15 protein-coding genes are annotated in these 21,869 nt (G+C 54.2%); 8 read left to right on the top strand and 7 right to left on the bottom strand.

The genetic code is table 11. The features are described 5' to 3' along the window. Positions 1-66: 66 nt before the first annotated feature. On the bottom strand, positions 67-2,361 hold the full coding sequence (locus tag FOE74_RS20000; RefSeq protein WP_149100411.1) for a GH92 family glycosyl hydrolase: 2,295 nt from the start codon (positions 2,359-2,361) through the stop codon (positions 67-69). A 234-nt stretch (positions 2,362-2,595) separates the two neighbouring features. Between FOE74_RS20000 and FOE74_RS20005 the strand changes: the two genes are divergently transcribed. Beyond that, positions 2,596-3,579 (top strand): aldo/keto reductase, encoded by a 984-nt coding sequence (locus FOE74_RS20005; RefSeq protein WP_149100412.1) that lies wholly within the window; start codon positions 2,596-2,598, stop codon positions 3,577-3,579. 522 nt (positions 3,580-4,101) lie between these two features. Here the strand turns inward: FOE74_RS20005 and FOE74_RS20010 are convergent. After that, positions 4,102-5,040: an NADP-dependent oxidoreductase gene (locus FOE74_RS20010; protein ID WP_225840905.1), complete on the bottom strand. Its 939-nt coding sequence runs from the start codon at positions 5,038-5,040 to the stop codon at positions 4,102-4,104. Between the two features lie 296 nt (positions 5,041-5,336). Here FOE74_RS20010 and FOE74_RS20015 point away from each other — a divergent pair, with 296 nt between their 5' ends. The 3 genes from FOE74_RS20015 (at position 5,337) to FOE74_RS20025 (ending at position 8,813) form a co-directional block, all read left to right on the top strand. Beyond that, positions 5,337-6,800, top strand: coding sequence for an aminoacyl-histidine dipeptidase (locus FOE74_RS20015; protein ID WP_149100414.1), 1,464 nt, complete (start codon positions 5,337-5,339; stop codon positions 6,798-6,800). A gap of 591 nt (positions 6,801-7,391) precedes the next feature. Then, positions 7,392-8,447 (top strand): J domain-containing protein, encoded by a 1,056-nt coding sequence (locus FOE74_RS20020; RefSeq protein WP_149100415.1) that lies wholly within the window; start codon positions 7,392-7,394, stop codon positions 8,445-8,447. Positions 8,448-8,621: 174 nt separating this feature from the next. Beyond that, positions 8,622-8,813 carry a CsbD family protein gene (locus FOE74_RS20025; protein WP_149100416.1) on the top strand — a complete coding sequence of 64 codons (192 nt, stop codon included), beginning with the start codon at positions 8,622-8,624 and terminating at the stop codon, positions 8,811-8,813. A gap of 348 nt (positions 8,814-9,161) precedes the next feature. Here FOE74_RS20025 and FOE74_RS20030 read toward each other — a convergent pair whose 3' ends face one another. Both FOE74_RS20030 and arsC read right to left on the bottom strand, forming a co-directional pair. After that, complete coding sequence (locus FOE74_RS20030) at positions 9,162-9,482, bottom strand: hypothetical protein (protein ID WP_149100417.1); 321 nt, start codon at positions 9,480-9,482, stop codon at positions 9,162-9,164. Positions 9,483-10,227: 745 nt separating this feature from the next. Beyond that, entirely contained in the window at positions 10,228-10,569 is a 342-nt protein-coding gene (gene arsC, locus FOE74_RS20035) for an arsenate reductase (glutaredoxin) (RefSeq protein WP_149100418.1), read from the bottom strand. Between the two features lie 556 nt (positions 10,570-11,125). Here arsC and FOE74_RS20040 point away from each other — a divergent pair. From FOE74_RS20040 to FOE74_RS20055, 4 genes are all read left to right on the top strand, one after another. Then, on the top strand, positions 11,126-11,572 hold the full coding sequence (locus FOE74_RS20040; protein WP_149100419.1) for a hypothetical protein: 447 nt from the start codon (positions 11,126-11,128) through the stop codon (positions 11,570-11,572). Positions 11,573-11,910: 338 nt separating this feature from the next. After that, entirely contained in the window at positions 11,911-12,153 is a 243-nt protein-coding gene (locus FOE74_RS20045) for a hypothetical protein (protein ID WP_149100420.1), read from the top strand. 189 nt (positions 12,154-12,342) lie between these two features. After that, complete coding sequence (locus FOE74_RS20050) at positions 12,343-13,572, top strand: GAF domain-containing sensor histidine kinase (RefSeq protein WP_149100421.1); 1,230 nt, start codon at positions 12,343-12,345, stop codon at positions 13,570-13,572. 341 nt (positions 13,573-13,913) lie between these two features. Further along, positions 13,914-16,091 carry a S9 family peptidase gene (locus FOE74_RS20055; protein ID WP_149100422.1) on the top strand — a complete coding sequence of 726 codons (2,178 nt, stop codon included), beginning with the start codon at positions 13,914-13,916 and terminating at the stop codon, positions 16,089-16,091. A 155-nt stretch (positions 16,092-16,246) separates the two neighbouring features. On the opposite strand, the gene FOE74_RS20060 is transcribed toward FOE74_RS20055, so the two are convergent. The 3 genes from FOE74_RS20060 to FOE74_RS20070 are packed head-to-tail and all read right to left on the bottom strand — an operon-like array spanning position 16,247 to position 21,849. Continuing rightward, the gene (locus FOE74_RS20060; RefSeq protein ID WP_225840906.1) at positions 16,247-17,563 is read right to left on the bottom strand and encodes a RagB/SusD family nutrient uptake outer membrane protein; all 1,317 of its coding nucleotides are present in this window, start codon (positions 17,561-17,563) and stop codon (positions 16,247-16,249) included. A 26-nt stretch (positions 17,564-17,589) separates the two neighbouring features. Next, a complete protein-coding gene (locus tag FOE74_RS20065; protein ID WP_149100423.1) occupies positions 17,590-20,601 on the bottom strand; it encodes a SusC/RagA family TonB-linked outer membrane protein in 3,012 nt (1,003 codons plus the stop codon). A 48-nt stretch (positions 20,602-20,649) separates the two neighbouring features. After that, positions 20,650-21,849, bottom strand: coding sequence for an anhydro-N-acetylmuramic acid kinase (locus FOE74_RS20070; protein WP_149100424.1), 1,200 nt, complete (start codon positions 21,847-21,849; stop codon positions 20,650-20,652). Between the last annotated feature and the right edge of the window lie 20 nt (positions 21,850-21,869).

Below are 21,869 nucleotides of genomic sequence, written 5' to 3' on the forward strand. Positions count from 1 at the left end.
AAGGCTGTTTCCGGCAGCCACTCCGCTTAGGAAAAATACCCGAGGCAGCTTCCAGCTGATCCTACCCTACTTCTTCGGTTTGCTGCCCATGTAAAAGGTCAATTTGCCGCCTTTCACCAGATCAGCGTGGTCCAGGAAGGGTTGGGCCAGCGGCTTTCCGTTCAGCTCTACTTTCTGCACGTACACGTTCTTCTCACTTTGGTTTCTGGCCTCTATCTCAAAGGACTTTCCGTTTTCCAATCGAACGGTGGCCTCTTTCACGGCCGGGCTTCCTAACGCATATTGCGTAGCCCCTGGGGCCACGGGATAGAAGCCCAGCGAGCTGAACAGGTACCAGGCACTCATCTGGCCACAGTCGTCATTACCGCCCAAGCCGTCTGGGGTGGCCTGGTACTGCTTTTTGAGGATCATGCGCACACGTTCCTGCGTCTTCCAGGGCTGGTCGGTCCAATTGTAGAGGTAGGCCACGTGGTGGGCGGGTTCATTGCCGTGCACGTAATTGCCAATGATGCCCTCGCGGGTGATGTCTTCGGTGTCTTTGAAAAACTCGTCGGGAAGGTGCATGGTGAAGAGCGAGTCCAGGTGCGGCACAAATCTGGCGTTACCGCCCATGACCTGAATCATTTCCTGCGGAGCGTGCGGCACGTAGAGGCTGTAGTTCCAGGCATTGCCTTCAATAAAGCCCTGGTTGTGGGTACTAAGCACGTCAAACTCCTTCTTGAAGGTGCCGTTGCTCAGCTTGGGCCGCATGTACCCTATGCTTTTGTCATAGACGTTCTTCCAGTTTTGGGCCCGTTTGCTGAATTCCTGATAAATATCCTGGCGGCCTAACTTCTGAGCCACTTGCGCAATACACCAATCGTCATACGCATATTCTAAGGTTTTAGAGACCGACGAACTGTTCTTGTCTTCGGGCACGTACCCCAATTGCATGTAGTATTGAAGGCCGTCGTAATACCCTTGCCGCGCAGTGGCCACGCAGGCGTCCAGGGCGCGGTTGGCATCCCCTTTATAGGTGCCTTTCATAATGGCATCGGCAATCACTGACACGCTGTGGTACCCGATCATGCACCAGTTCTCGTTGGCGTGGTGCGACCACACCGGCAACATGTTGTGCACGCTCTGATCATAATGGGCCAGCATGGATTCCACCATATCGGCGTTGCGTTTGGGTTGCACGATGTTGAACCAGGGGTGCAGGGCGCGGTAGGTGTCCCAGAGTGAGAAGGTGGTGTAGTTGGTGAAGCCCTGGGCCTGGTGGTTGTTCTGGTCCAGCCCGCGGTACTGGCCGTCAACGTCCTGGTAAGTGGTGGGCCCCAGAAAGGTGTGGTATAGGGCGGTGTAGAAATTGATGTAGTCGTCTTTGGTGGGCAGCACGGCGCGCACCTTGCCCAGTTCCTGGTTCCAGAGCGCCTGACTTTCCTGCTTCACGCGATCAAAGTCCCAGTGCGGGATCTCGGCGCGCATGTTGGCCAGCGCCCCTTGGGTACTCACCGGTGACAGCGCAAACTTGACCTTGATCTTCTCCCCTTCCTCCGTTTTAAAATCAAAATAGGCGCGCAGTTGCTTGCCCGCTACCTCTGGGAAGTTCCTGGTCTGGTCAAACTTGCGCCAGAAGCCTTTGTACACTTGCCCCTTGCTGTAGTCTTTGTTGCCGTATTGGTAAAAAGGCTTGGAAAACGCCATGGCGAAATACACGGTGCGGGTGCGGGCCCAGCCGTTGGTTTGGCGGTAGCCGGTGATGAGCGTGTCGTTCTCAATGCGCAGGAAAGTCCAGGTGTTCTTGTCTTCATAGTTATAGATGCCGTGCATGAGGTCCAGAATCACGTGCGCCTCGTCAGATTTAGGGAAGGTGTACTGGTGCATGCCCACGCGGTTCGTGGCCGTGAGCTCCGCCAAGATGTGGTGGTCGTCCAGTTTCACGCGGTAGTAGGCCGGCTCAGCGCGCTCATTGTTATGCGAGAACCGGGACCGGTAGCCGCTTTCGGGCTTGGCCTCTGTGCCGGGGTTCAACTGCAGCTTGCCGGTGGTGGGCATGAGCAGGAAATCGCCTAAGTCTGAGTGGCCGGTGCCGCTGAAATGGGTGTGGCTGAAGCCCACAATGGTGGGATCATCATACTGGTAGCCCGCGCAGTATTTGTACACGTCTTTGTTGTACCCGCCGTTCACCTCATAAGGAATGGTGTCGGTATCGGGCGAGAGCTGCACCATGCCGAACGGGGCGGTGGCGCCGGGGTACGTGTGGCCCATCTTGTGCGTGCCGATCATGGGGTTCACCCACCGCACCAGGTCAAAGGCCGGCTTTTGGGCAAACACAGGGACCTGGAAAACCAGGAAAGCGAGCAGGAGCAGTTTTCTCATGGGCGGGCGAAGGAGAGGTTCAGAAATTCGGTTTTCAAAGATAAGGGAGAATCCAGAAGCACAAAGGCAGCGGCCCTTTTTCGCCCGCTTTTGGAAAAACCCGCCTGAAACGCTCTTCGCTATTTAAGGTAAAAAAGGCCCGCTTCTCTCTCAGCCCTGGAGGAATTCGGATAGCCCAATTCCGTTTAGGGGCGTACACTAGATTTTCTGGCTTCGGCTATAAACAAAACGGTTATGGTGTATAGAGAATTAGGAAATACCGGTGAAAAGCTGTCGGCCATTGGATTGGGGTGCATGGGCATGAGCCAAGCATATGGCACCCGCGACGATGCGGAATCCCTGGCCACCCTGCACCGGGCGCTGGAACTGGGCATCAATTTCTGGGACACCGCCGATGTCTACGGTCCGCACCACAACGAGGAGCTCATCTCCCAGGTGCTGGTGCCCCACCGCGACCAGATCTTTATCGCCACCAAATTTGGGTTCAAGGCGCACGCCGACGGCAGCACTTCCTTTGATGGCTCTCCGGCTTATATGCGCACCGCCGTGGAAGGCAGCCTCAAACGGCTGAAGGTAGAGACTATTGATTTGTATTACGCGCACCGCATAGACCCCAACGTACCCGTGGAGGAGATGGTGGGTGCCATGGCCCAACTGGTGCAGGAAGGCAAGGTGCGGTATCTGGGCTTGTCAGAAGCATCGGCGGCCTCCATTAGGAAAGCGCACGCCGTGCACCCCATTGCCGCCGTGCAGTCTGAGTACTCCCTCCTCACCCGTGATGCCGAGCAGGAAGTACTCCCGCTTTGCCAGGAACTGGACATTGCCTTTGTGCCGTTCAGCCCGCTGGTGAGCGGTTTGGTCACGAATACCGTAGCCCTGGAGGAACTGCCAGAAGGCGACATGCGCAAGTCTTTTCCCCGGTTCAAGAACCAGGACAACTGGGACAACAACCAGAAACTGGCGCAGGCCTTTGCTTCGTTCGCGGCGGCGAAGGAATGTACCCCGGCCCAATTGGCCCTGGCCTGGGTTCTGGCGCAGAGCGGGAACATTATCCCCATTCCCGGCACCAAACGCCGGAAGTACCTGGAAGAGAACGCCGCTGCCGTTGACCTCCAACTTGCCACAGAAGATCTCCACGGCATAGAACAACTCCTGGCGCAATACCCGCACGTAGGCGACCGCTACAGCCCAGAGCAGTTTCGGTTGGTGAATAATTGAAGAGTGCAACCTTCAAAAAGCTTTAGGTAGGCTTTCCGCTTGTGGGAAGATAAAGGAAAATTTTCCTCGGGGGAGGTGTAAAAGGAGATTCTCCCCTTGAGGGGAGATAAAGAGGGGTGTTTGCAGAGGCGATAAAAAGAAAAGGGCCTTTCCCTAGGTATATGCCCGGCCACACATTACGCCATGCATGTGGAGGCGTTTTTGCGGACAGGCAGTGGATAGGCCGGGAAAGGGGGCTTCAGATTTAGAGGCTGTTTTCCTAGAACCAACCTCCAAGTAATGGGCTCCAACGAGTCTGGAGACTCGCTTCCTCCTATGTCACGAGACTTTAGTCTCGCGCCAGTTGGTTTTCTTTAACTAGAAGGAATAAAAAAACCTGTGAGGTCTTTAAGACCTCACAGGTTTACTCCGTTAGGGCTCGCTTTCCTCAAAACAGGACCTAAACGCAGCAGAAAGGCTTTCCCTCCGCAGAAAATACTGCGGAGAGAAAGCCTTTCTTTATAACGTCAAGCGCTTATGCCGCTAAGGCACCACCACGATTTTACCGGTGGTGTGGTGGCTGGCAATCTGGCGAAGGGCCTCGGCGGCCTGGTTCAGGGAGTAAACCTGGCTCACGTGGACTTTCAGGCTACCGGCCTCGGCTAGTTCCCGCAGGTGTTCCAGTTGCCGGGAATTGGGTTCCACAAACACATATTGGAAATCGATACCTGGGTCCAGGTCTTCCCCGGTGTTCAGTATGGAAACCAGTTTACCCCCGGGTTTGAGGGCCTCCAGGCTCTGTTGCAGGGTCTCGCCGCTGGCTCCATCAAAGATCAGGTCTACGCCTTCGGGAAATAACTCTTTGACCGCCTGCCCCACGTACGTGTTTTTGTAATCTACCGTATGGTCGGCTCCCAGGTCTTTCAGGAAGGCGTGGTTTTTCTGGCTGGCGACTCCAACCACGGTGGCTCCTTTCCATTTGGCCAGCTGGATGCCCAAACTCCCTACCCCTCCTGAGGCACCCAGGATTAGCACCGTTTGGCCATGCTCCAACTGCCCGGCGTCAAACAGCGACTGGTAGGCGGTCAGGCCCACTAATGGGATTCCGGCCGCGGCTTCCCAAGCCAGGTTCTTGGGCCGGTGCGCCAGGTAACTTTCCGGCAGCACAATGTAATTCGCGAAGGTACCATGCTGCACCGTGGGCCTACGGGCATAGGCGTACACCTCATCCCCCACATGGAAGCGGCGGGCACTGAAGCCCCGGTCTTCTACCACGCCCGCTACATCCCACCCCGGAATGGCCGGGAACTGCACCGGCAGTTTGCTATTAAGCCAGCCGGCCAGTACCGCATTGTCAACAGGGTTCACGCCGGCTGCCATGACCCGCACCAGCACCTCCCCTTCCTGCAGTTCGGGCACTTTCAAGGTGCCCACTTCTATGTTTTCCGGCCCGCCGAATTCATGGTAATACGCTGCTCGCATGTGTGTTGCCATCTTCTTGTCCTTAGTTAAGTAGGTTCTACCCTTTCCGGTTTATTATTACTTGAAAACCCGGCAACAGGTTCACAGGCCTAGGCGCCTGGGGCGGATAACGCCAACGCCCGCAATGGGTTTTAGGGGTCTTTTCCTGAAACAAGGCCTTAAACCGCCACAGTTTTCCAGAACCCGCCACCGCAGTAGTCCGTTGAGTTTACTACCTTTACCAAAGTAATAAGTACTCTCACTGCCCAAGAACAGAAGCCTTTGGTGTTTCTCTCCGGCACTCACCCCGAGTTATTATGAGCACCCAGATAGAATCTTTAGAACCCCAGGCCTTGTGGCAACATTTTGCGGCCTTGAATGCCGTACCCCGTCCGTCTAAGAAAGAAGAACGGATCATCAAGTTCATCCAGGACTTCGGGAACAGCCAGGGTTTTGACACCCGCACCGACGAGGTAGGCAACGTGATCATCCGGAAACCGGCCACCAAAGGCATGGAAGACCGGCAGACGGTGGTGCTGCAAAGCCACCTGGACATGGTACACCAGAAAAACGCTGACACGGACTTTGACTTCACCAGCCAGGGCATTCAGATGTACGTAGACGGCGACTGGGTCAAAGCCAAAGGCACCACCCTGGGCGCCGACAACGGCATTGGCGTAGCCACCATGATGGCCTTGCTTACGTCCAGAGACGTGGCCCACCCGGCGCTGGAATGCCTTTTCACCATTGATGAGGAAACCGGTATGACCGGGGCCATGGGCCTGAAGGGAGGTTTGCTGGAAGGCACCATCCTGCTGAACCTGGACACGGAAGACGACCGCGAACTCACCATCGGCTGTGCCGGCGGGGTAGACGTGACCGCCACCGGTTCTTACAACGAAGAGAACATTCCCTTCGATTTTGCCGCCTACCGGGTAAGCATTAACGGCCTCACCGGCGGGCACTCAGGCATGGATATCCACCTGGGGCGCGGCAACGCCAACAAACTCATGAACCGCATCCTGTACCAGGCCGCCGATAAATTCAACGCCCGCATCCATAGTATTGACGGGGGCAGCCTGCGGAACGCCATTCCGCGCGAATCTTTTGCCGAGATTGCCGTTCCGGAAGCCAAAGCCGAGGTTTTTGAGCAGTTTCTCCAAAAACAGGCCGAAATCCTGCAAGCAGAATACGCTTTCACCGACCCCAACCTGCAACTGCTCGCGGAGCCTTCTGATTTGCCGGAGGCCGCTATCTCCTATGATTTCCAGAACCAGCTGCTCCGGTCATTGTATGCTTGCCCCAACGGCATCCACCGCATGAGCCCAGCCATTGCCGGATTGGTGCAGACTTCTAACAACCTGGCCCGGGTGCAGGTGCAAGACGGCACTTATTCCGTGCAGTGCCTCACGCGCTCTTCCGTAGACTCCGAGAAAGCAGACCTGGCCCAGGCTATCCAAAGCACCTTTGAACTAGTGGGCGCCAGCGTGGCCTTGAAAGGCTCTTACCCTGGCTGGACCCCTAACCCAGAGGCCAGCATTGTGCAAACCATGCGTACCCTCTACCAGGACTTGTTCCAACAAGAGCCTCAGGTGAATGCCTGCCACGCCGGTTTGGAGTGTGGTATTTTGGGTACCCATTACCCGCACATGGAAATGATCTCTTTTGGCCCCAACATTACCGGTGCCCACTCCCCAGACGAGAAAGTGCAGATCAGCTCAGTGCAGAAATTCTGGGGCTTTTTACTGGAGACCCTGAAACAGATTCCGGCAAAGGCCTAGGCTGACCTGCCTTTGGTTTCCTCACCCTCCCCATTGCCTCACTGGTTCTAGCAACCAGTGAGGCCTTCTTTATCTGATAGTTCGGTAAAGAAAACTAACTTAAGGAATAAGGCTTTTGTTATGACTGCTGGCAATGGAAAAGAAGGCCCGACAGTACATCCCCGCAATAGAGTTGAGAAAACCTGCACTGTGGTGAGCCAAGACCTCACAGGTTTTCAAAACCTGTGAGGTCTACCACCGTCTATTCCCGCATTGCCGTTTCCAGCCTTCCGCTTGAGCGCCTAGGCCTCGGCCGCCCCTGAGCGAGAGCGAAGTGGGCGGAGTAGAGGGCACAGTGTGAGGGCGGAAGGCGGGGCCTCGCGGCCGTGAGCGCTTAGCGGCAGCTATGGAAAATGCCGTACTTGGATCAATGCTGAAAGCGGTCAATCCTAGGGAGTAGCGAAAGGCATTCCAAAGGGCCAATTATGAATCCATTCTAAAGGAGTCGCTTAGGCAACTGCAGCAGGCATGGCTTCAACCCCAATAAGCAACTAACCAAAGAAACCACTCTCCCAAGTTCCTAGTAAAACAGAACCCACCCACTCACCCTTTATGTCACCAGAAGAAACCCACCTCCCGCAATTCGTTCCCCAGGCAAAAGCCACCTTATCTGAACTGCAACACCAGTTCAACGCCAGCATCCAGACCATTGACCACCTTAAAACCAAGTTGGCAAAGCGCGCCAAGGTGATTGAGACGGCGCGGGTACGGGTACAAAAGGAAGTGCAGCCTTTGGTGCAGGAAATGGTGGCGCGCCGGATGGCGTTGGTGTACCTGCTAGATGAAACCTTGCACCAGGAGGACCTACCGCGGCTGGAAAAAGAAAAGCTTACTGCCTTTGTGAAAGACCAAGCTTCCACCTTGGTGCACCACTACGGAGCCGAGGAACTCACCTCCCTGCTGCATCGCTACCAGGAACCCGCTCCGGCATCTGCCGCAGAAGCGCAGGTAAAGGCCGAAACCCAGCACCTGCTCAAGAACGTGCTGGGGCTGGAGGTGAACCTGCAAGACCTTTCTGACCTGGAAGCCTTTCAGGCCCGGTTAGACCAGCAAATGCAGGAAGAACAGGAGAAACGCGAAGCCCAACGCGCGCATCGGCAGAAAGCCAAGGCCCAGCAAGCACAGGCCGCCAAAGCCAAAGCCCAACTACAGAACATCAGCAAAGCCAGCCGGCGCCTGTACACCACCCTGGCCAAATTGCTGCACCCAGACCGGGAGCAGGACCCGCACGCCCGGATCTGGAAAGAGGAAGCCATGAAAAAAGTAACCCTGGCCTACCACCAGGATGATTTCTTTGAGTTGTTCCGGCTCCAGTTGGAGTTCATGCAGGAGCAGGAGCAAGTGTTGACCCAGGTGCCGGAAGAGCAGCTCACGTACTACGTGCACCTGCTGGAGGAGCAGATCAAAGAGATGGAAGATGAGCACAGTACCTACTACATGGGACCAGATGCCCACCTCTTCCATGAGTTTGGGGGTACGCCCAAGCAGATGGAAACCAAGTTCAGGAGCGCCAAGAAAGGCCTCCGGGAGGAAATAGAGCAGTTGGACTTCGCACTGGCAGATTTCAAAGATCCTGTTGCGGTGCGGGAGTTTCTTAAAAGGCTTTAAGGCTGTATAGAGGATGCCCTTAGCCTTCAAGGCAAATGAATAAGGTCTGTTTCAGGAAAATCAATTGAAAAATATCTCCAGGTATAGAGGTAATTTCTTAACTTAGTTAACCACAACATGTCAGCCTGCGTATATACCTACATATCTATATGTATCCACTCAAATACAACGGCCATGCACGAAGCAGAATATAGAGCAAGAGGAAACTGGAACGAAGTTAAAGGCAAGATGAAACAAGCCTACGGCGATCTTTCAGATGATGATCTCACCTATGACGAAGGTCAGGAGGACGAGTGGCTGGGGAAACTCCAGCAAAAGATAGGGAGAGCCAAGCATGAACTGAAATCTTGGATTGATTCTCTCTAGTCTCCAATAAAAGTGTTAATCCCTTGCTCAGCCTGTTCGGTAGAGCGGGGATTTCTTCATTTTAGGGGTTTAAGATTGTAGTTCCTTTGGCGGCTCCTACCCTACCTTCACTTTAGCCCACTGCTTGTTCTCACAAAACCTGATTAGCCAGAGCCCAGCTCCATTTCGGCTTTTGGTGGTAACCTCCCTTTTTCCTTGCTTTTTCTCACGATTAGCAGATAAACCCAGGTGCAGGCGCAGGCTTTCTTAGCCAGGTTCTTGGCTAAGAATAGGCACAAAAAAGACTTGCCCTGTAAAAGGGCAAGTCCGGGTAAACCAATCACACCTCTATTTGGTTTATGTCAGGCTCTATTTGGTTTTGGCCAACTGCGAGATAGGATTCTCCTTAACAAACGCATGAAAAGCCTTTTGCTGGTCGGCATTCAGGGTTTGAAGAAGTGCGGCCGTGAATTTCTCATTGATGGCAGCCTCATTAGACTTGTCTCTTTTGAGTTCTTCCCTGCGGGCGTTCTCCAGTTTAGTTACCTTCAGGTACTCTGCCTCATTCAATTTTAAGGCATTGGCAATCTCCCGGGCCACGGCGGAGGCCGAAGGCGTGGTTTGGGCTGTTGAAACCCCTAGTAAAGAAAAGGACAGCACTAGGGCTAAAAGAGTAGATTTTATCTTCATATAACATTGGGTTAGGTTAGCCAGTAGGAGATCTTCAAATATTACTTTAAAAATATATTTTTTGATTCCTTTGTGACAAAAGTATATTCTTTTTAGATAATTACATAATTTTCTTAAAAAAATACTTTTAAAGGATAAATCCTAGCTTTTTCTAAGTCCGTTGATGGATCTTATTTAACCCAACCTCACTTTTGCAACAATTTTCAATTAATAAGGAATAAAAAGGAAAGCGCATAGTTAGGCTTAATGCCATGGAAGTACTTGCCCCAGCATGAAATAGGTTAGCCCTGAATAGTTATTCCAGGAACCTCCCTCCGCTTTCAATGGATAATTTAGGGGCCAAGGCACCTCAGAGCAGGTCAAGTCATAAGCTTAGCAGTGCTTTCAATTAGCTTACTTCGGTCCCTGGATCAATTATGCGGGGACAGAGGACTTGATGTTTGAGTTACCAACTTCCAATACAACCCAAATGGAGCCTGAAAGTCGTTTCTTTGGGGTTGTAGGCTCTGCAGGAAAGAGTGGTTTGGGTGCACTACGGCTGCCTATTCCAGACAGCAGCGCAAACGATTAATAAGGCAGGAGTTCACCATGGTCTGACAAGCCGCCTATGAAACCTTGGATAGGATCTTTAGACTGTAAGAGGCCCCAGGCGAAGACCAATTCTAGCTTTGATAGATTTAGCCTACTTTCCTCTGGTGGCTTGGGTATTCTTTTATCCAAGCCACCAGCAGGAGACCAAGCGATTCTACAGAATAGTCAGCACGTTCTCTGGCGGCCTGCCTATAACGGCCTTATCCCCATTAACCACGATAGGCCGTTCCAGTAGAACCGGGTGTTGGACCAATACCTGAAGCCACTCCTCAGAGGTGAGGTGCTGTCCCACGTAGACCTCCTTGTATAGCTTTTCGCTTTTCCGGAGAAGATCTTCGGGGCCTAATTTCAATTTGTGCAGAAGTCCCTTCAGTTCCTCTATAGTTGGGGTGTCAGAAAGGTAGTGGATGACGTTGACTTCCTGCCCGCTGTTCTGGATCAATTCCAGGGCCTGCCGGCTCTTGCTGCAACGGTTATTGTGGTAGATGGTGATCATATTCAAAGTTTACTCATGTTTTAGCACCTAAAGCAGGTAAGAAACTTCTCCTCAGCCTGTAAACGTCCTGCCTCCCTGCTAAGGTAGAGTTCTGGTGCCTCCTGTCCAACTCCCTGGTAAATGTAAAGAGCCAGAAAAGCGTGGGTTTGTAAGAATGCCTTCTTATGTAGCTGCCATATTTTCTTTGATTTTAGCTCCTGCCTACCACTTATTTCATCAAAGGCTCTTTGATAAAGAAAACTTCTACCTTAAATCAACGCAAAGCATAAACTAGATTGATTTATTCCTACATCCATCTTTCACCTTGTCATTGCCTGCATCTCTCACCCAAAGCATCTTTCTCGTCATTCTGCTTTACATAATTCTAATTTTGCAAAAAATAAACGCATCTTCCATATCTTTTTCTATAAGCAAGTAGTATAACTCAAGAGTAGTTCATACTTGCCGTAAAAGGATAATTCCAATAAATATACACTAAACACAAATGCATTCTTTACCCAAATACCCACGATACATGCTATAATTTTTACTAAAAATCTTTCAAAAGAACAGCACCATGGATCCCAAGGCCTCTTTGCTACAGCACACCTCCCTGTACGAACTCAATCTGTATCCCCTGGAGCAAATTCTGCAACTAACCTGGCTTCAACCGCCTTCTTCTAAGGAATATGAAACCGGTACCTTGGCCTTGCTGGAGACCCTGAAACAACACCCTCTCAAAAAATTGGTCGTGGATTGCAGTAACCGGGGCAATCCTGCCCCACAGGATTTGTTATGGCTTACCCACCGGGTGTTTCCTTTTTTTTGTGCCATGGAAGTGAAGTACCTGGCCCTGGTAGTGCCCCAAAACCCCGACCATGCCCGTAACCTGGAAAGCTGCATCATGACGGCCCAAGTGACCTTTCTCCTGCAATTCTTCCATACCACTAAAGACGCGACAAAATGGTTGGCCCAGGTAAACGAACCCATGGAAAGTAAACCTATGGCCCAAGTGGAAGACTGAATACCTATTCCTTTCAGGAAGGGAACACGTACTGAAGGCAACTTCCTTTAAGGTCAAATCATCCTTACCCCAAAGAGCTACTTCGTTGCGAAACATGTCCCTGCGACCAAGGCCGAAAGACCATCTGCCGGGGGAAAGTTTGTTTTTAGGGAGATTTGGCAAAAGGAGCCGAAAATCAGGTGGAAGCTTTATTTAGGGATAACCTGTAAACAAACGGCAATTGCGTTAAGGGAGTGTTTTGGTGAAAACAGCCGAAAAGCAGGAAGATTGGCCTCTTCTTACCGCCGTTTCCGTTTCAAATCCGTTATACCCCAAACAAAACTCAATTCCACCGGATTATGACGCAAAGGGAAGTAACCGATCAAGACAACCTCACCTGGACCTGCGTGCAGGCCTACGCAGGACTGGAAGGCAAAGCCGCCGAGAAAGCCACTGAACTCTCTGAAACAGATGAAGGCACCGTGACCGTGGTGTGCACCCCCAGCGGGCAGGCCCAGACCGTGCGGCTGCAACTTCCCACAGATTGGCTGGATGAAACCACCGACGAGGAACTGGTGCACGAGATTGAGCAAGCCCGTTAACCCCCATCATGGTTACGGCTTGTACCCAACCAGCTTGCTTAACACTCTAGGAAAACCGCTGCCTCTCGCCTGTACCTCGGCTAAATGCCGGCCGGGATTCTAGCAAGGAGCGGCGGTTTTTATTTATCTGAATACCTGAATTTATGCCAATCCCGTACATCTTCTTATGGCCAACGCCTTGTTAGATGTATGGAACGCAACGAGTACCAAACCCTGACAGTGAATTCTGAGGTACCTGCCCACCTGGTGCCGGAAAATGAAGCGGAAAGGCTCAAAGCCCTCTACCGCTTTGAGATCCTTGACACTCCCCAAGAAGCTTTCTTTGACAAGATTACTGCCTTTGCCGCCAAGATCTTTGACGTTCCCAGCGCCTTCATCTCCCTGGTAGACCTGGACCGGGTGTGGTACAAATCCAATAAAAGCAACTTACAGGTGGCAGAAGTGCGGCGCGAAGACAGCCTCTGCTCCATCACCATTCTGGGCCAAGACGAAGTAACCGTTTTCTCTGACACCTTTCAGGTACCCAACCTGGTTACCAGCCCTTATGTGAAGGCCGAGGGAGGCATCCGGTTTTATGCGGGCGCTCCGCTCACTTCCTTTGACGGGCACAACCTGGGCACCGTATGCGTGGTAGACAGCAAACCGCGGGGCATCAGCGCAAAGGAAAAGGAGATTCTGCAAGACCTGGCCCAAATGGTGGTAGCGCAACTGGAGTTACGGTCGGTTTCCCTAAAAGCAGCCCGAAAACATGATGAACTCCTTTCCAGCCTTGGAAACGAGGTGGTACCTGCCCAGGAACACGTCACTAATCTCCTGGCGGGAATAGAAGTAGAGGACGGTTTGCCCGCTGCCACCAAGGCCCTGGCCGCGGAAGCCCTGGAAAGCAGCCTGGCCCTGCAAGACACCCTCCAAAGTCTGCTACTGGAATCTGCCCGGGACGAAGTCTCTTTCCTGCTGCACCCCACCGTTACCTCCATTGCCGAGGTAGCCCGCAGCACCGTGAAAGAAATGGAGGCCCTGGCCGCCGAGAAACAGCAGGACATTTACTTCATGGTGGCCACCGGCCGCGAGATGCGCATTGACGCCCAACTCATGCACCAGGCCTTCAGCAACCTGGTCAAGTTCGGCATTGTGTATTCACCGCCGGGTTCTTTCATTGCCCTGGATATTTTTGAGGCCGACCACCTCCTGCACGTGGACTTCACCTATGAAGGCCTGGTTTTACCGGACCATGAGCTCCGCAAGCTGTTTTTGCGGCAATATTCTGTTCCGACCCAAAGCCCCCAACCCGTGGCCATTTCGGGTGATGAACTGCTGGAGGCAAAAAAAATCATTGATGCCCACAAAGGCACCGTCACGGCCAAATGCCAGGAAAAAGGCAAGTCCTGCAAAATCATGGTGGCATTCTCCATTACCTAAACCAGTTAGGAAAACTAGTCTTGCTCACTGCCTTGCGTTTACCTGCCTTTTCCCAAAAACACCATAAAACCAATACTTACTTGGCAGCCGGTCCTTCCAAATCCTTACTGGCAATAACGGCTTTCCGGCCTTGTTTCTGTTCCTGGCAACCAGCCCACCCTCCTCTTCCACGGGAGAAAGACGTTGTACGTAACTGATAGACAGCTCTGCCCCCTTCTTCAGCCAGGAAAAAGACAGGAGAGATCAGGCAAAAATGTATTTCCTTGAACAGAATAAATCTTAGCTTTAAGCTACGGCTGGCATCTTGCCCAGTTCCTATTATTTCCTTACCGCAACACCTCATGAACAAACAACTTCCGGCTGTCCTGCTGCTGTGGCTGGCCAGCTTTTCCTGGGCATGGGCCCAACAACCACAGAACCTGGTTCAGGTAACCGACCTGCTCAAGATCAAACAAGTAGGCACGGTGGCGCTGGCACCAGACGGCAGACAGGTGGTGTACACCGTCACCGCCATTGAGCCCGACCCCGAGAAAAAGAACGACTACCGCTATACCACCCAACTGCACCTGCAGCCCTCCAGCGGCAATGAGCCGGCGCGCCAGCTCACCTACGGCAGCAACGCCAGCCAACCAGCCTGGAGCCCAGATGCTAAACAGCTGGCCTTTGTGCGGGTAGTGGACGGGAAACCCCAGATTTTCCTGCTGTCTTTCGCTGGCGGCGAGCCGGTGCAGCTCACCAGGTTCAAGTACGGGGCCAGCCAACCGGTCTGGAGCCCCAACGGCCAGCAGTTGCTGTTCACCTCGGGTATCGCCCTAAATGAGTTGCTCTCAGATTCCACCCTGAACCCGGGCCGGGAACTACCCAAGTGGTCGTATGAGAAACCAGGGTTCTTCCAGAATGAGAACCTCCGTACCAACCCGGCCAAACCTAACCCAGACGGCACCCTGGCAGAAATCAGGGGCTACCTGGACCAGAACGAGAAAGACAACAAAGCCAAGGTCATCAACCAGCTCCGGTTCCAGGAAGAATCCACCACGTCCTCCAACCTCAACCTCTCGCACATCTTTCTGATAGACGCCAAACCCGGGGCCACGCCCAAAGACCTTACGGCCGGGTTCGTGTCCAGCAGCAACGCCAGCTTCCTGCCCAATGGCCGCCAAATCATCTTTGACGCGGACGCTGATGCCGCCGAGAACCCCACCCGCTCCCAGGAAAGCGCTATCTACCTGGTGAACACAGACGGTACCGGCTTAAAGCAGCTGCTGGGCAAGAAAGGCATGTCTTATTCCGGCAGCACCGTGTCCCCGTCGGGTAAATGGCTGGCATTCCAGTACAGTCCTTCTAACCGGGTGGCCATTCCGGCGCTGGGACTGGTGCCAGTGAACGGCAGTCCCACAGAAATGGTGACCATTGCCCATGACCGCAACAAAGGCAACCTCACCTGGAGCGACAATGACAAGTACCTGTACTTCAACTCCCCTTCCAACGGCGGCATCCTGCTGAACCGGGCAGATGTGCAGAAGCGCAAGGTGGAGCCCCTCACGGAGGTGACCAAAGGAATTGGAGCTTTCGACCTGAAGAAAAACCAGCTGGTGTACGCCCTCACGGAGGTGGCCAACCCCAATGAGCTGTATGCGGCTACCGCCGAGGCGAAAAAGCCCGTGCGCCTCACCTCGCTCAACCACGATTGGGTAAGCCAGAAGAAACTGAGCCAGCCCGTAAAACACACCTTTACCAACACCAAAGGCCAGACCGTGGAATATTGGGTCATGAAACCCACTAATTACGTGGAAGGCCAGAAATACCCCCTGCTCCTGGAGATCCACGGCGGTCCCACGGCCATGTGGGGGCCCGGCGAGAGCAGCATGTGGCATGAGTACCAGTATTTCGCATCCCGGGGCTACGGCGTGGTCTATGCCAACCCCCGCGGCTCTGGCGGGTACGGCGAGGAGTTCATGCGCGCCAACATCAAGGACTGGGGTGCCGGCCCAGCCAGCGACGTACTCACCGCCTTGGATCAAACCGTGGCCCAAGGCTGGGCCGATACCGCCCGCCTGGCCATTACCGGCGGCTCTTACGGCGGCTACCTGGTCTCCTGGATTCTGGGTCATGACAAACGGTTTAAGGCGGCCTGTTCGCAGCGGGGCGTGTATGACCTGAGCACCTTCTTCGGGGAAGGTAATGCGTGGCGCCTGGTGCCCAACTATTTTGGGGGCTACCCTTGGGAAGAGGCGCACAAAGGCCTTATCCAAAGCGAATCTCCGCTGACGTACGTGCAGCACATCACCACGCCTCTTATCATCTTCCACGGGGAAAATGACCTGCGCACCGGCGTAATCCAAAGCGAGATGCTCTACAAAAGCCTGAAGGTGCTCAACCGACCGGTGGAGTACGTGCGGCACCCCGGCGCCACGCATGAGATCACCCGCACCGGCAACAACCGCCAACGCATAGACCAGATGCTGCGCACCTATGAGTTCTTTGAGCGTTACCTACAGCAGAATAAAGAAATCAGATAAAGGATCCTGACCGGATAGTGTAGAGACAAGGCATGCCTTGTCTCTACGGTGGTGGCCTGATCGCCTTCTCCAATGCAATACCTTCCTTTAAAGGCAGTTTCACCAAAAACATCCACAAAACAGAAGAGCGGCCCAAAGGCCGCTCTTCTGTTTTTTTAGATTGCCGGATCAGGCGGTGTGTTAGGGTTGTTCAGGCGTTCCTGATCTGGGTACGGGTAGAAATTGCGGTTACGTTCAGCCGTGGAGGCAGGCGGCCCCGGACGGTTGAACCGGCGGCTGTCTTCCCATTTCATGCCCGTGAGATAGAGTTCAGCAGAGCGCTGTTTGTAGACTTCCAGCAGAAGGGCTTCTCTGGTCACGGCACCGCTGTAGGCCGGCAAGGCCGCATGCACCCCAAAGGGATCACCAGTGGTCTGGGTTCTTACCTGATTGATGAGCGCCAGGGCTTCGGTCAGAGAACCATTGCTCCGCAAGGTGGCCTCGGCCTTGATCAGCTTCATCTCGTCTGGGAGGTACACCGGAATGGGGGTAGTCTGGGTGTTGAAAAAGCCGCGCAAGGTCTTCACCGGGTCGCCATTGACCACCGCATCCGGGGTGGTGAGGTAGAAGTTGTAGCGGGCATCACCTGCCTCAAACAACTCGGCGGGCAGCCCAAACCTATCACGGGGCTTGAAATAACTCAGGATAAAGATGGTGTTGTAGATAGGATTGGGGCTCAAGGTGCTGTACACGTATTCTGACCGCTTGGTAAGGTCTACCAGGTTGGCGTTAGAAATGGCCGCGGCGTGGTTACCGGCAAAAAGGTTGTACCGGGCATTGTACGCATACAAAGTGTTTTTCAAATCAAAGGAAGAACCGGCTACCAGGGTGGTGAATTCCGGTGAAACCGGAGTGGCGTCTAATAAAGCGATTCCGGCATTCAGATGGGAAATGGCTGCCGCCAGCACCTCAGTGCGGGGTTTGAAGGTGACCTTCTCTGTGCTGCTGGTTTCGGTGTTGGCTTGTTCAAAAGAAGTAGCCAGGGTGCCCAACGCCATGGCCTTGAACAGGTGAGCCTGGGCCATGATCCCGCTTAAGGTCCCTCCCGTGAGGGTAGAGATGGTGGGAGCATTTTCTATTATTTGCTCGCTCATACTCATGGTGCGCTGCATCCTGGACCACAGGTTCAGGATGTTGCCGTTGAAGGAAGGCAGCGCAGAACCACCCGCCTCCAACTCCAGGATATTGGTAAAGGTGGCAATGCCTTTCAACTCGCGGCCCGTGACCCCGGGGTACAGGTAGGCCGCTTCAACCCCAGCGGTGGAGTAGAACTGCCGAAGCCCCACGCTGTAGGCGATGATGCCTTCACGGGAGGTAAGCACCTCCAGGTCACTGGCGGCGTTAGGGTTGGCTAAATCCAGCTCGCAGCCGCTCATCACCAGCAGGCCGCCAGCCAGAGCCCCTATCTTTAGATATGATCTTATACTTTTCATGGATGTTCTGATTTGGAGGTAAAACGCTAAAAAGACACCTGAAGCCCCAGAGCATAGGTCCTGGGGATAGGGACTTCCACAAAATCAAACCCGCGTACGGCATTCGTCTGGCCGGCCGCATTCACCTCTGGGTCATAGCCGCTGTAATCATCAATGGAGAACAGGTTACGGCCAGCCAGGGTCAACCGTACGTTTCGGTTGCCCAGGAAGGCCGGTTTCACGTCATAGGCCACTGAGAGTTCCCTCAGCTTGATGAACGAACCGTCTTCAATGTAATTCTCAAAAATGCCGAACAGGGCCGCCGAGGTTCCTTTGGGAACCTCGCCCCGCAACTCTGGCTCATACCCGGCTAAGCCGCCGTAGAAGTCGCGCTCGCCTACCCGGCGGGTGAAGTTGAACACGTCAAACCCATACGATGCATCTACCTGCGCCCGGAAAGACAGATTGCCCCCAATGGTGATCTCATTGGTAAGAGAAGCAGTCCAGTCGGGGTTGGGGTCGCCTATCACTTTCGGCTTGGTGGCCCCGGTGGGTTGACCTGCGGCGGTGCGGCCCACCCGCTCCGCCTGCGGCAGGCCCGCCGGGGTCAGCAGCAAAGACCCATCTTCATTTCGGGCAAAATAGGTACTGTAAAATGCTCCCAACGGGTACCCGTTTACCGCCGCCACCTGCCCAAAGCCGCCCGGGAAAGTGAGCACACCGCCCGGGATGTTGTTCACCTCGTTCTTGTTCCGGGAATAGATGAAGGTAGAAGTCCATTTAGTGTTTTCCTGGAAGATGGGGGAACCGGTCAGCAGGAGTTCAAACCCTTTGTTGGTGAGGGTACCCACGTTGGCATACTGCACGCCAAACCCGGTAGAGGGTGCCAGGTTGATGTCCAGGATGAGGTCTTTCACATTTTTATGGTACACCGAGAACTCGAACCCTAACCGGCCCTTCAGGAAGCTCATGTCTGCCCCAATCTCTGTTTCTGTCTGCCGCTCAGGCTTGATGCCGGAGTTCCCCAACCGCGTGGAGGCCACTACCCCGGGCTGACCGGGCAAGGAAACCGGGTTGTAATTGGTATACCGGGAATAAGCCCCAATGGCCGACAAGTTACCGGCCTGGCCGTAAGAGGCGCGTAGCTTCAGGATGGGGATGATATCAGCCAGTCCCTGCCAGAAGGTCTCGTTGGAGATCAGGTAGCTGCCGCTTACCTTGGGGTAAAACTGCCACCGCTCTTCGCTCCCGAACACCGAAGACACATCATACCGGCCGGCCCCGGTGATAAACAGCCGGTCGCCTAGCCCAAAGGTCTGCTGCGCGAAGAAGCCCATGATGTTGGCCTCGCTCCGTTCTTCGCCGGGTACAATGGTAGCGCCGCTGTTGATGGTCTGGGCAATGGGCCCCAGCTGGGTTGCGTTGATGCCAGTGCGGTAGGTCTTATCCAATTGTATAGTCCCTCCTACCCCGGTGGTAGACTCCAGCCAGTCCGCCAGAAAGACTCTATAGGAAATGTTTAGATCATTGTTGAGCAGAAAACGGGTCTCGTCTGCCCGCCGGGAGAACCCGGTGGTGTAAGAGGGCGTGGTGTTGCCCACCGGAATGAACCCCGTGGCAATGGTGGTGGAATTGTCATACCCCAGCACGTAGTTGATGTTGAGGTTCTCAACGGGCGTGACCTGCATCTGGAAATCCCCGATGAACCGGCTGGTCCTCTGCTGGAAATCAAAGCGGTTAATGGCCTCTAGCGGGTTGGTACGGGTTACGATCCCGGTAACCGTAGTAGACGGGAACACCCCGTTCACCGGTTCGGGATTAACGAAATTGTTACTGAAAATAAAACCGGTCAAGGCCCCGTAGGCTTCGTTCAGGCCGCCATTAGGTACCTCCTGGCTGGTGCTGATCACATAGTTGGTACCCAGCGAGATAGAAAGCCAGTCGGTGAGGGTTTGGTCCAGGCGCAGGCGGCCCCCACCCCGGGTGAAGTCCGTGTTCTTCACAATGCCCTGGTTCTTCAGATAACTCCCGCTAAGGAAGTATTGGGTGTTGGCGCTCCCCCCAGAAACCGATACGTTGTTGTCAGTACCGTAGGCCGTCCGGAAAATCTTGTCCTGGTAATCATAGCGCTGCACGGGGACCTGGGTCAGGTCGGTGGGCGTGGTGTTCACAAACCGGAAGGGATAGTCATTGTACTCCAGCTTTTTGCGCAGCTCACTTACCCTGAACTGAGTGGAGACGTCTACTTTGGGTTTGCCTTCCTTGCCGCGTTTGGTGAAGATCTGCACCACGCCGTTGCTGGCCCTGGAACCGTAAATGGCCGCTGCCGCCGCGCCTTTGATGATCTCTATGCGGTCAATGTCATTGGGATTGATGTCTACCAGACGGTTCTGGCTGTACCCGCCCAAGTCAATGAGCTCACTGGAGTTGTTGTTGATCACCACCCCGTCCACAATGTACAGCGGATCACCGGAGCCCACTACCGTACTGGTGCCGCGCAGGCGAACGCTGATACCGCCCGCTGGGTTACCCGAGTTCTGCGTGATCTGGGCACCTGCTACCTTTCCGGCCAGGGCCTGGTCAACTGACGTGACCACGCTGTTCTCAAAAGCCTCTGCAGACACCGTGGAAATAGCATTGCCCAACTGCTTCTTACTCGTGGCCACTGACGTACCCGTCACCACCACCTCGTCCAGGCCTACAATGTCCTCATTTAGCTGGGCATCCAGGGCCACGGAAGAGGTTGCGCCCAAAGAGATTTGTCTGGTAAGGGGCTTGAACCCCACAAAGGTGAACTCCAACTGGTACGAACCGGCGGGCAGGTTGGCCCTGAGGGTATACCTGCCGGTGGCATCTGTGGCTGTGGCGTTGGCGTTGTTACTGCCCTGCATTTTCACTACCACCCCCGGCAAGGGGCTTTTAGTCCGGGCATCGGTCACCAGGCCGGTAATGGTGTACCCCGCTTGGGCTCTGGCGGGCAACTGCGAGAGCAGCGCCACCAGCAAGGTGCACAGGAAGGTTGCCTTCCTGGCCCTATCTTCAAAGTAAATCTTTCTCATATCGCCTTGAATTAAAAAGGAATATAGAAAGATTAATTTTACCTTTTCCTATTGAGGCAGACTAATTTTCCCCATCTGCACCGCAGGGATTCGGAGCCTTCCTGCCCCGAAATCAAGCCGCTCGCCTACCAGGCATTCATTGGCCAGCGTGGCAAATAACACCGCTTCCTTGGCATCTGGTGAAACGCCCAGTTCTGCCGTGTCTCTGATCACCACCCCGGGCAGCAGGGTCTCAATGTTCCGGCGCAGCAAGGGATTGTGCATGCCTCCACCGCTCACAAAAATCTCAAATTCCTCTTCTTCCATGGTCCGGCGCAGCGCGTCACAAATGCCGTGGGCGGAGAAGCGGTTAAGGGTGGCCATCACATCCTGGGCCGAAAGCGCGGTGGTGCTGGATGCTTCCTGCGCCCGCGCCAGATAGGCCAGGTTAAAGACCTCGGGCCCGGTGGTTTTGGGAAAATCCCCCTGGAAAAACGGATGGGCCAGCAAAGCCGCCAGCAGCCCCTCATGGATAGTCCCTTGCAGGGCTACCGCTGAACCGGCATCATAGAACGTTCCCGGAAAGTTGGCTTGCATATAAGCATCCATGATGGTGTTGCCAGGCCCTACATCAGTAGAGAAGATCCGGCTGGTGTCCAGGTCGCCGGGCAGGAAGGTGAAGTTGGCGATGCCGCCAATGTTGAGCATGATCCTGTTCTGCCCTTTTTCAGAAAACAGCAGGAAATCGCCGTACACCGCCAGGGGGGCGCCTTCGCCCCCGGCCGCAATGTGCTTCTGCCTGAAATCACTCAGCGTGATAACGCCGGTTTTCACCGCGATATGGTCACCGTCGCCAATTTGCAGGGTGGCATTGGGCATACCCGCCACCTGGTGCTGCGAGGCCGGGGCGTGGTAAATGGTTTGGCCGTGGCTGGCAATAATGTCAACGTCCTGGGCAGTAAGCCCCCATTCCTGCAGGCAGGCGTTGATCAATTCCGCATGGAAACTGCCAATATAGGCGTTCATTAAGGTCACTTTCTCCAGGTCTACCGCCCGCTTGGAGAAAACCTCTTTGACCTGCTGCTTGAATTCGCTTCCGTAGGGCATGGTAGCGAACTGGCGCAACACCAGTTGGGTTTGCAGCCCATGCCCGGTGAATTCGCAGAGGGCGATATCCAGACCATCCAGGGAAGTACCTGACATAAGACCGATGATGGTTCTTTTTTCTTTTTCTGCTATGGTCAGCAGACGACGGAGACCTGTATTCATATCTTTTGGGAGAAAGGGGA

Source organism: Rufibacter glacialis, assembly GCF_008271745.1.
Taxonomy (GTDB): domain Bacteria; phylum Bacteroidota; class Bacteroidia; order Cytophagales; family Hymenobacteraceae; genus Nibribacter; species Nibribacter glacialis.

Coding starts and splice junctions, on each gene's coding strand:
- FOE74_RS20010 (WP_225840905.1), bottom strand. CDS start 5,040: ATGCGAGCAGCGTATTACCATGAATTCGGCGGGCCGGAAAACATAGAA.
- FOE74_RS20015 (WP_149100414.1), top strand. CDS start 5,337: ATGAGCACCCAGATAGAATCTTTAGAACCCCAGGCCTTGTGGCAACAT.
- FOE74_RS20000 (WP_149100411.1), bottom strand. CDS start 2,361: ATGAGAAAACTGCTCCTGCTCGCTTTCCTGGTTTTCCAGGTCCCTGTG.
- FOE74_RS20050 (WP_149100421.1), top strand. CDS start 12,343: ATGGAACGCAACGAGTACCAAACCCTGACAGTGAATTCTGAGGTACCT.
- FOE74_RS20005 (WP_149100412.1), top strand. CDS start 2,596: ATGGTGTATAGAGAATTAGGAAATACCGGTGAAAAGCTGTCGGCCATT.
- arsC (WP_149100418.1), bottom strand. CDS start 10,569: ATGATCACCATCTACCACAATAACCGTTGCAGCAAGAGCCGGCAGGCC.
- FOE74_RS20070 (WP_149100424.1), bottom strand. CDS start 21,849: ATGAATACAGGTCTCCGTCGTCTGCTGACCATAGCAGAAAAAGAAAAA.
- FOE74_RS20055 (WP_149100422.1), top strand. CDS start 13,914: ATGAACAAACAACTTCCGGCTGTCCTGCTGCTGTGGCTGGCCAGCTTT.
- FOE74_RS20045 (WP_149100420.1), top strand. CDS start 11,911: ATGACGCAAAGGGAAGTAACCGATCAAGACAACCTCACCTGGACCTGC.
- FOE74_RS20065 (WP_149100423.1), bottom strand. CDS start 20,601: ATGAGAAAGATTTACTTTGAAGATAGGGCCAGGAAGGCAACCTTCCTG.
- FOE74_RS20025 (WP_149100416.1), top strand. CDS start 8,622: ATGCACGAAGCAGAATATAGAGCAAGAGGAAACTGGAACGAAGTTAAA.
- FOE74_RS20030 (WP_149100417.1), bottom strand. CDS start 9,482: ATGAAGATAAAATCTACTCTTTTAGCCCTAGTGCTGTCCTTTTCTTTA.
- FOE74_RS20020 (WP_149100415.1), top strand. CDS start 7,392: ATGTCACCAGAAGAAACCCACCTCCCGCAATTCGTTCCCCAGGCAAAA.
- FOE74_RS20040 (WP_149100419.1), top strand. CDS start 11,126: ATGGATCCCAAGGCCTCTTTGCTACAGCACACCTCCCTGTACGAACTC.
- FOE74_RS20060 (WP_225840906.1), bottom strand. CDS start 17,563: ATGAAAAGTATAAGATCATATCTAAAGATAGGGGCTCTGGCTGGCGGC.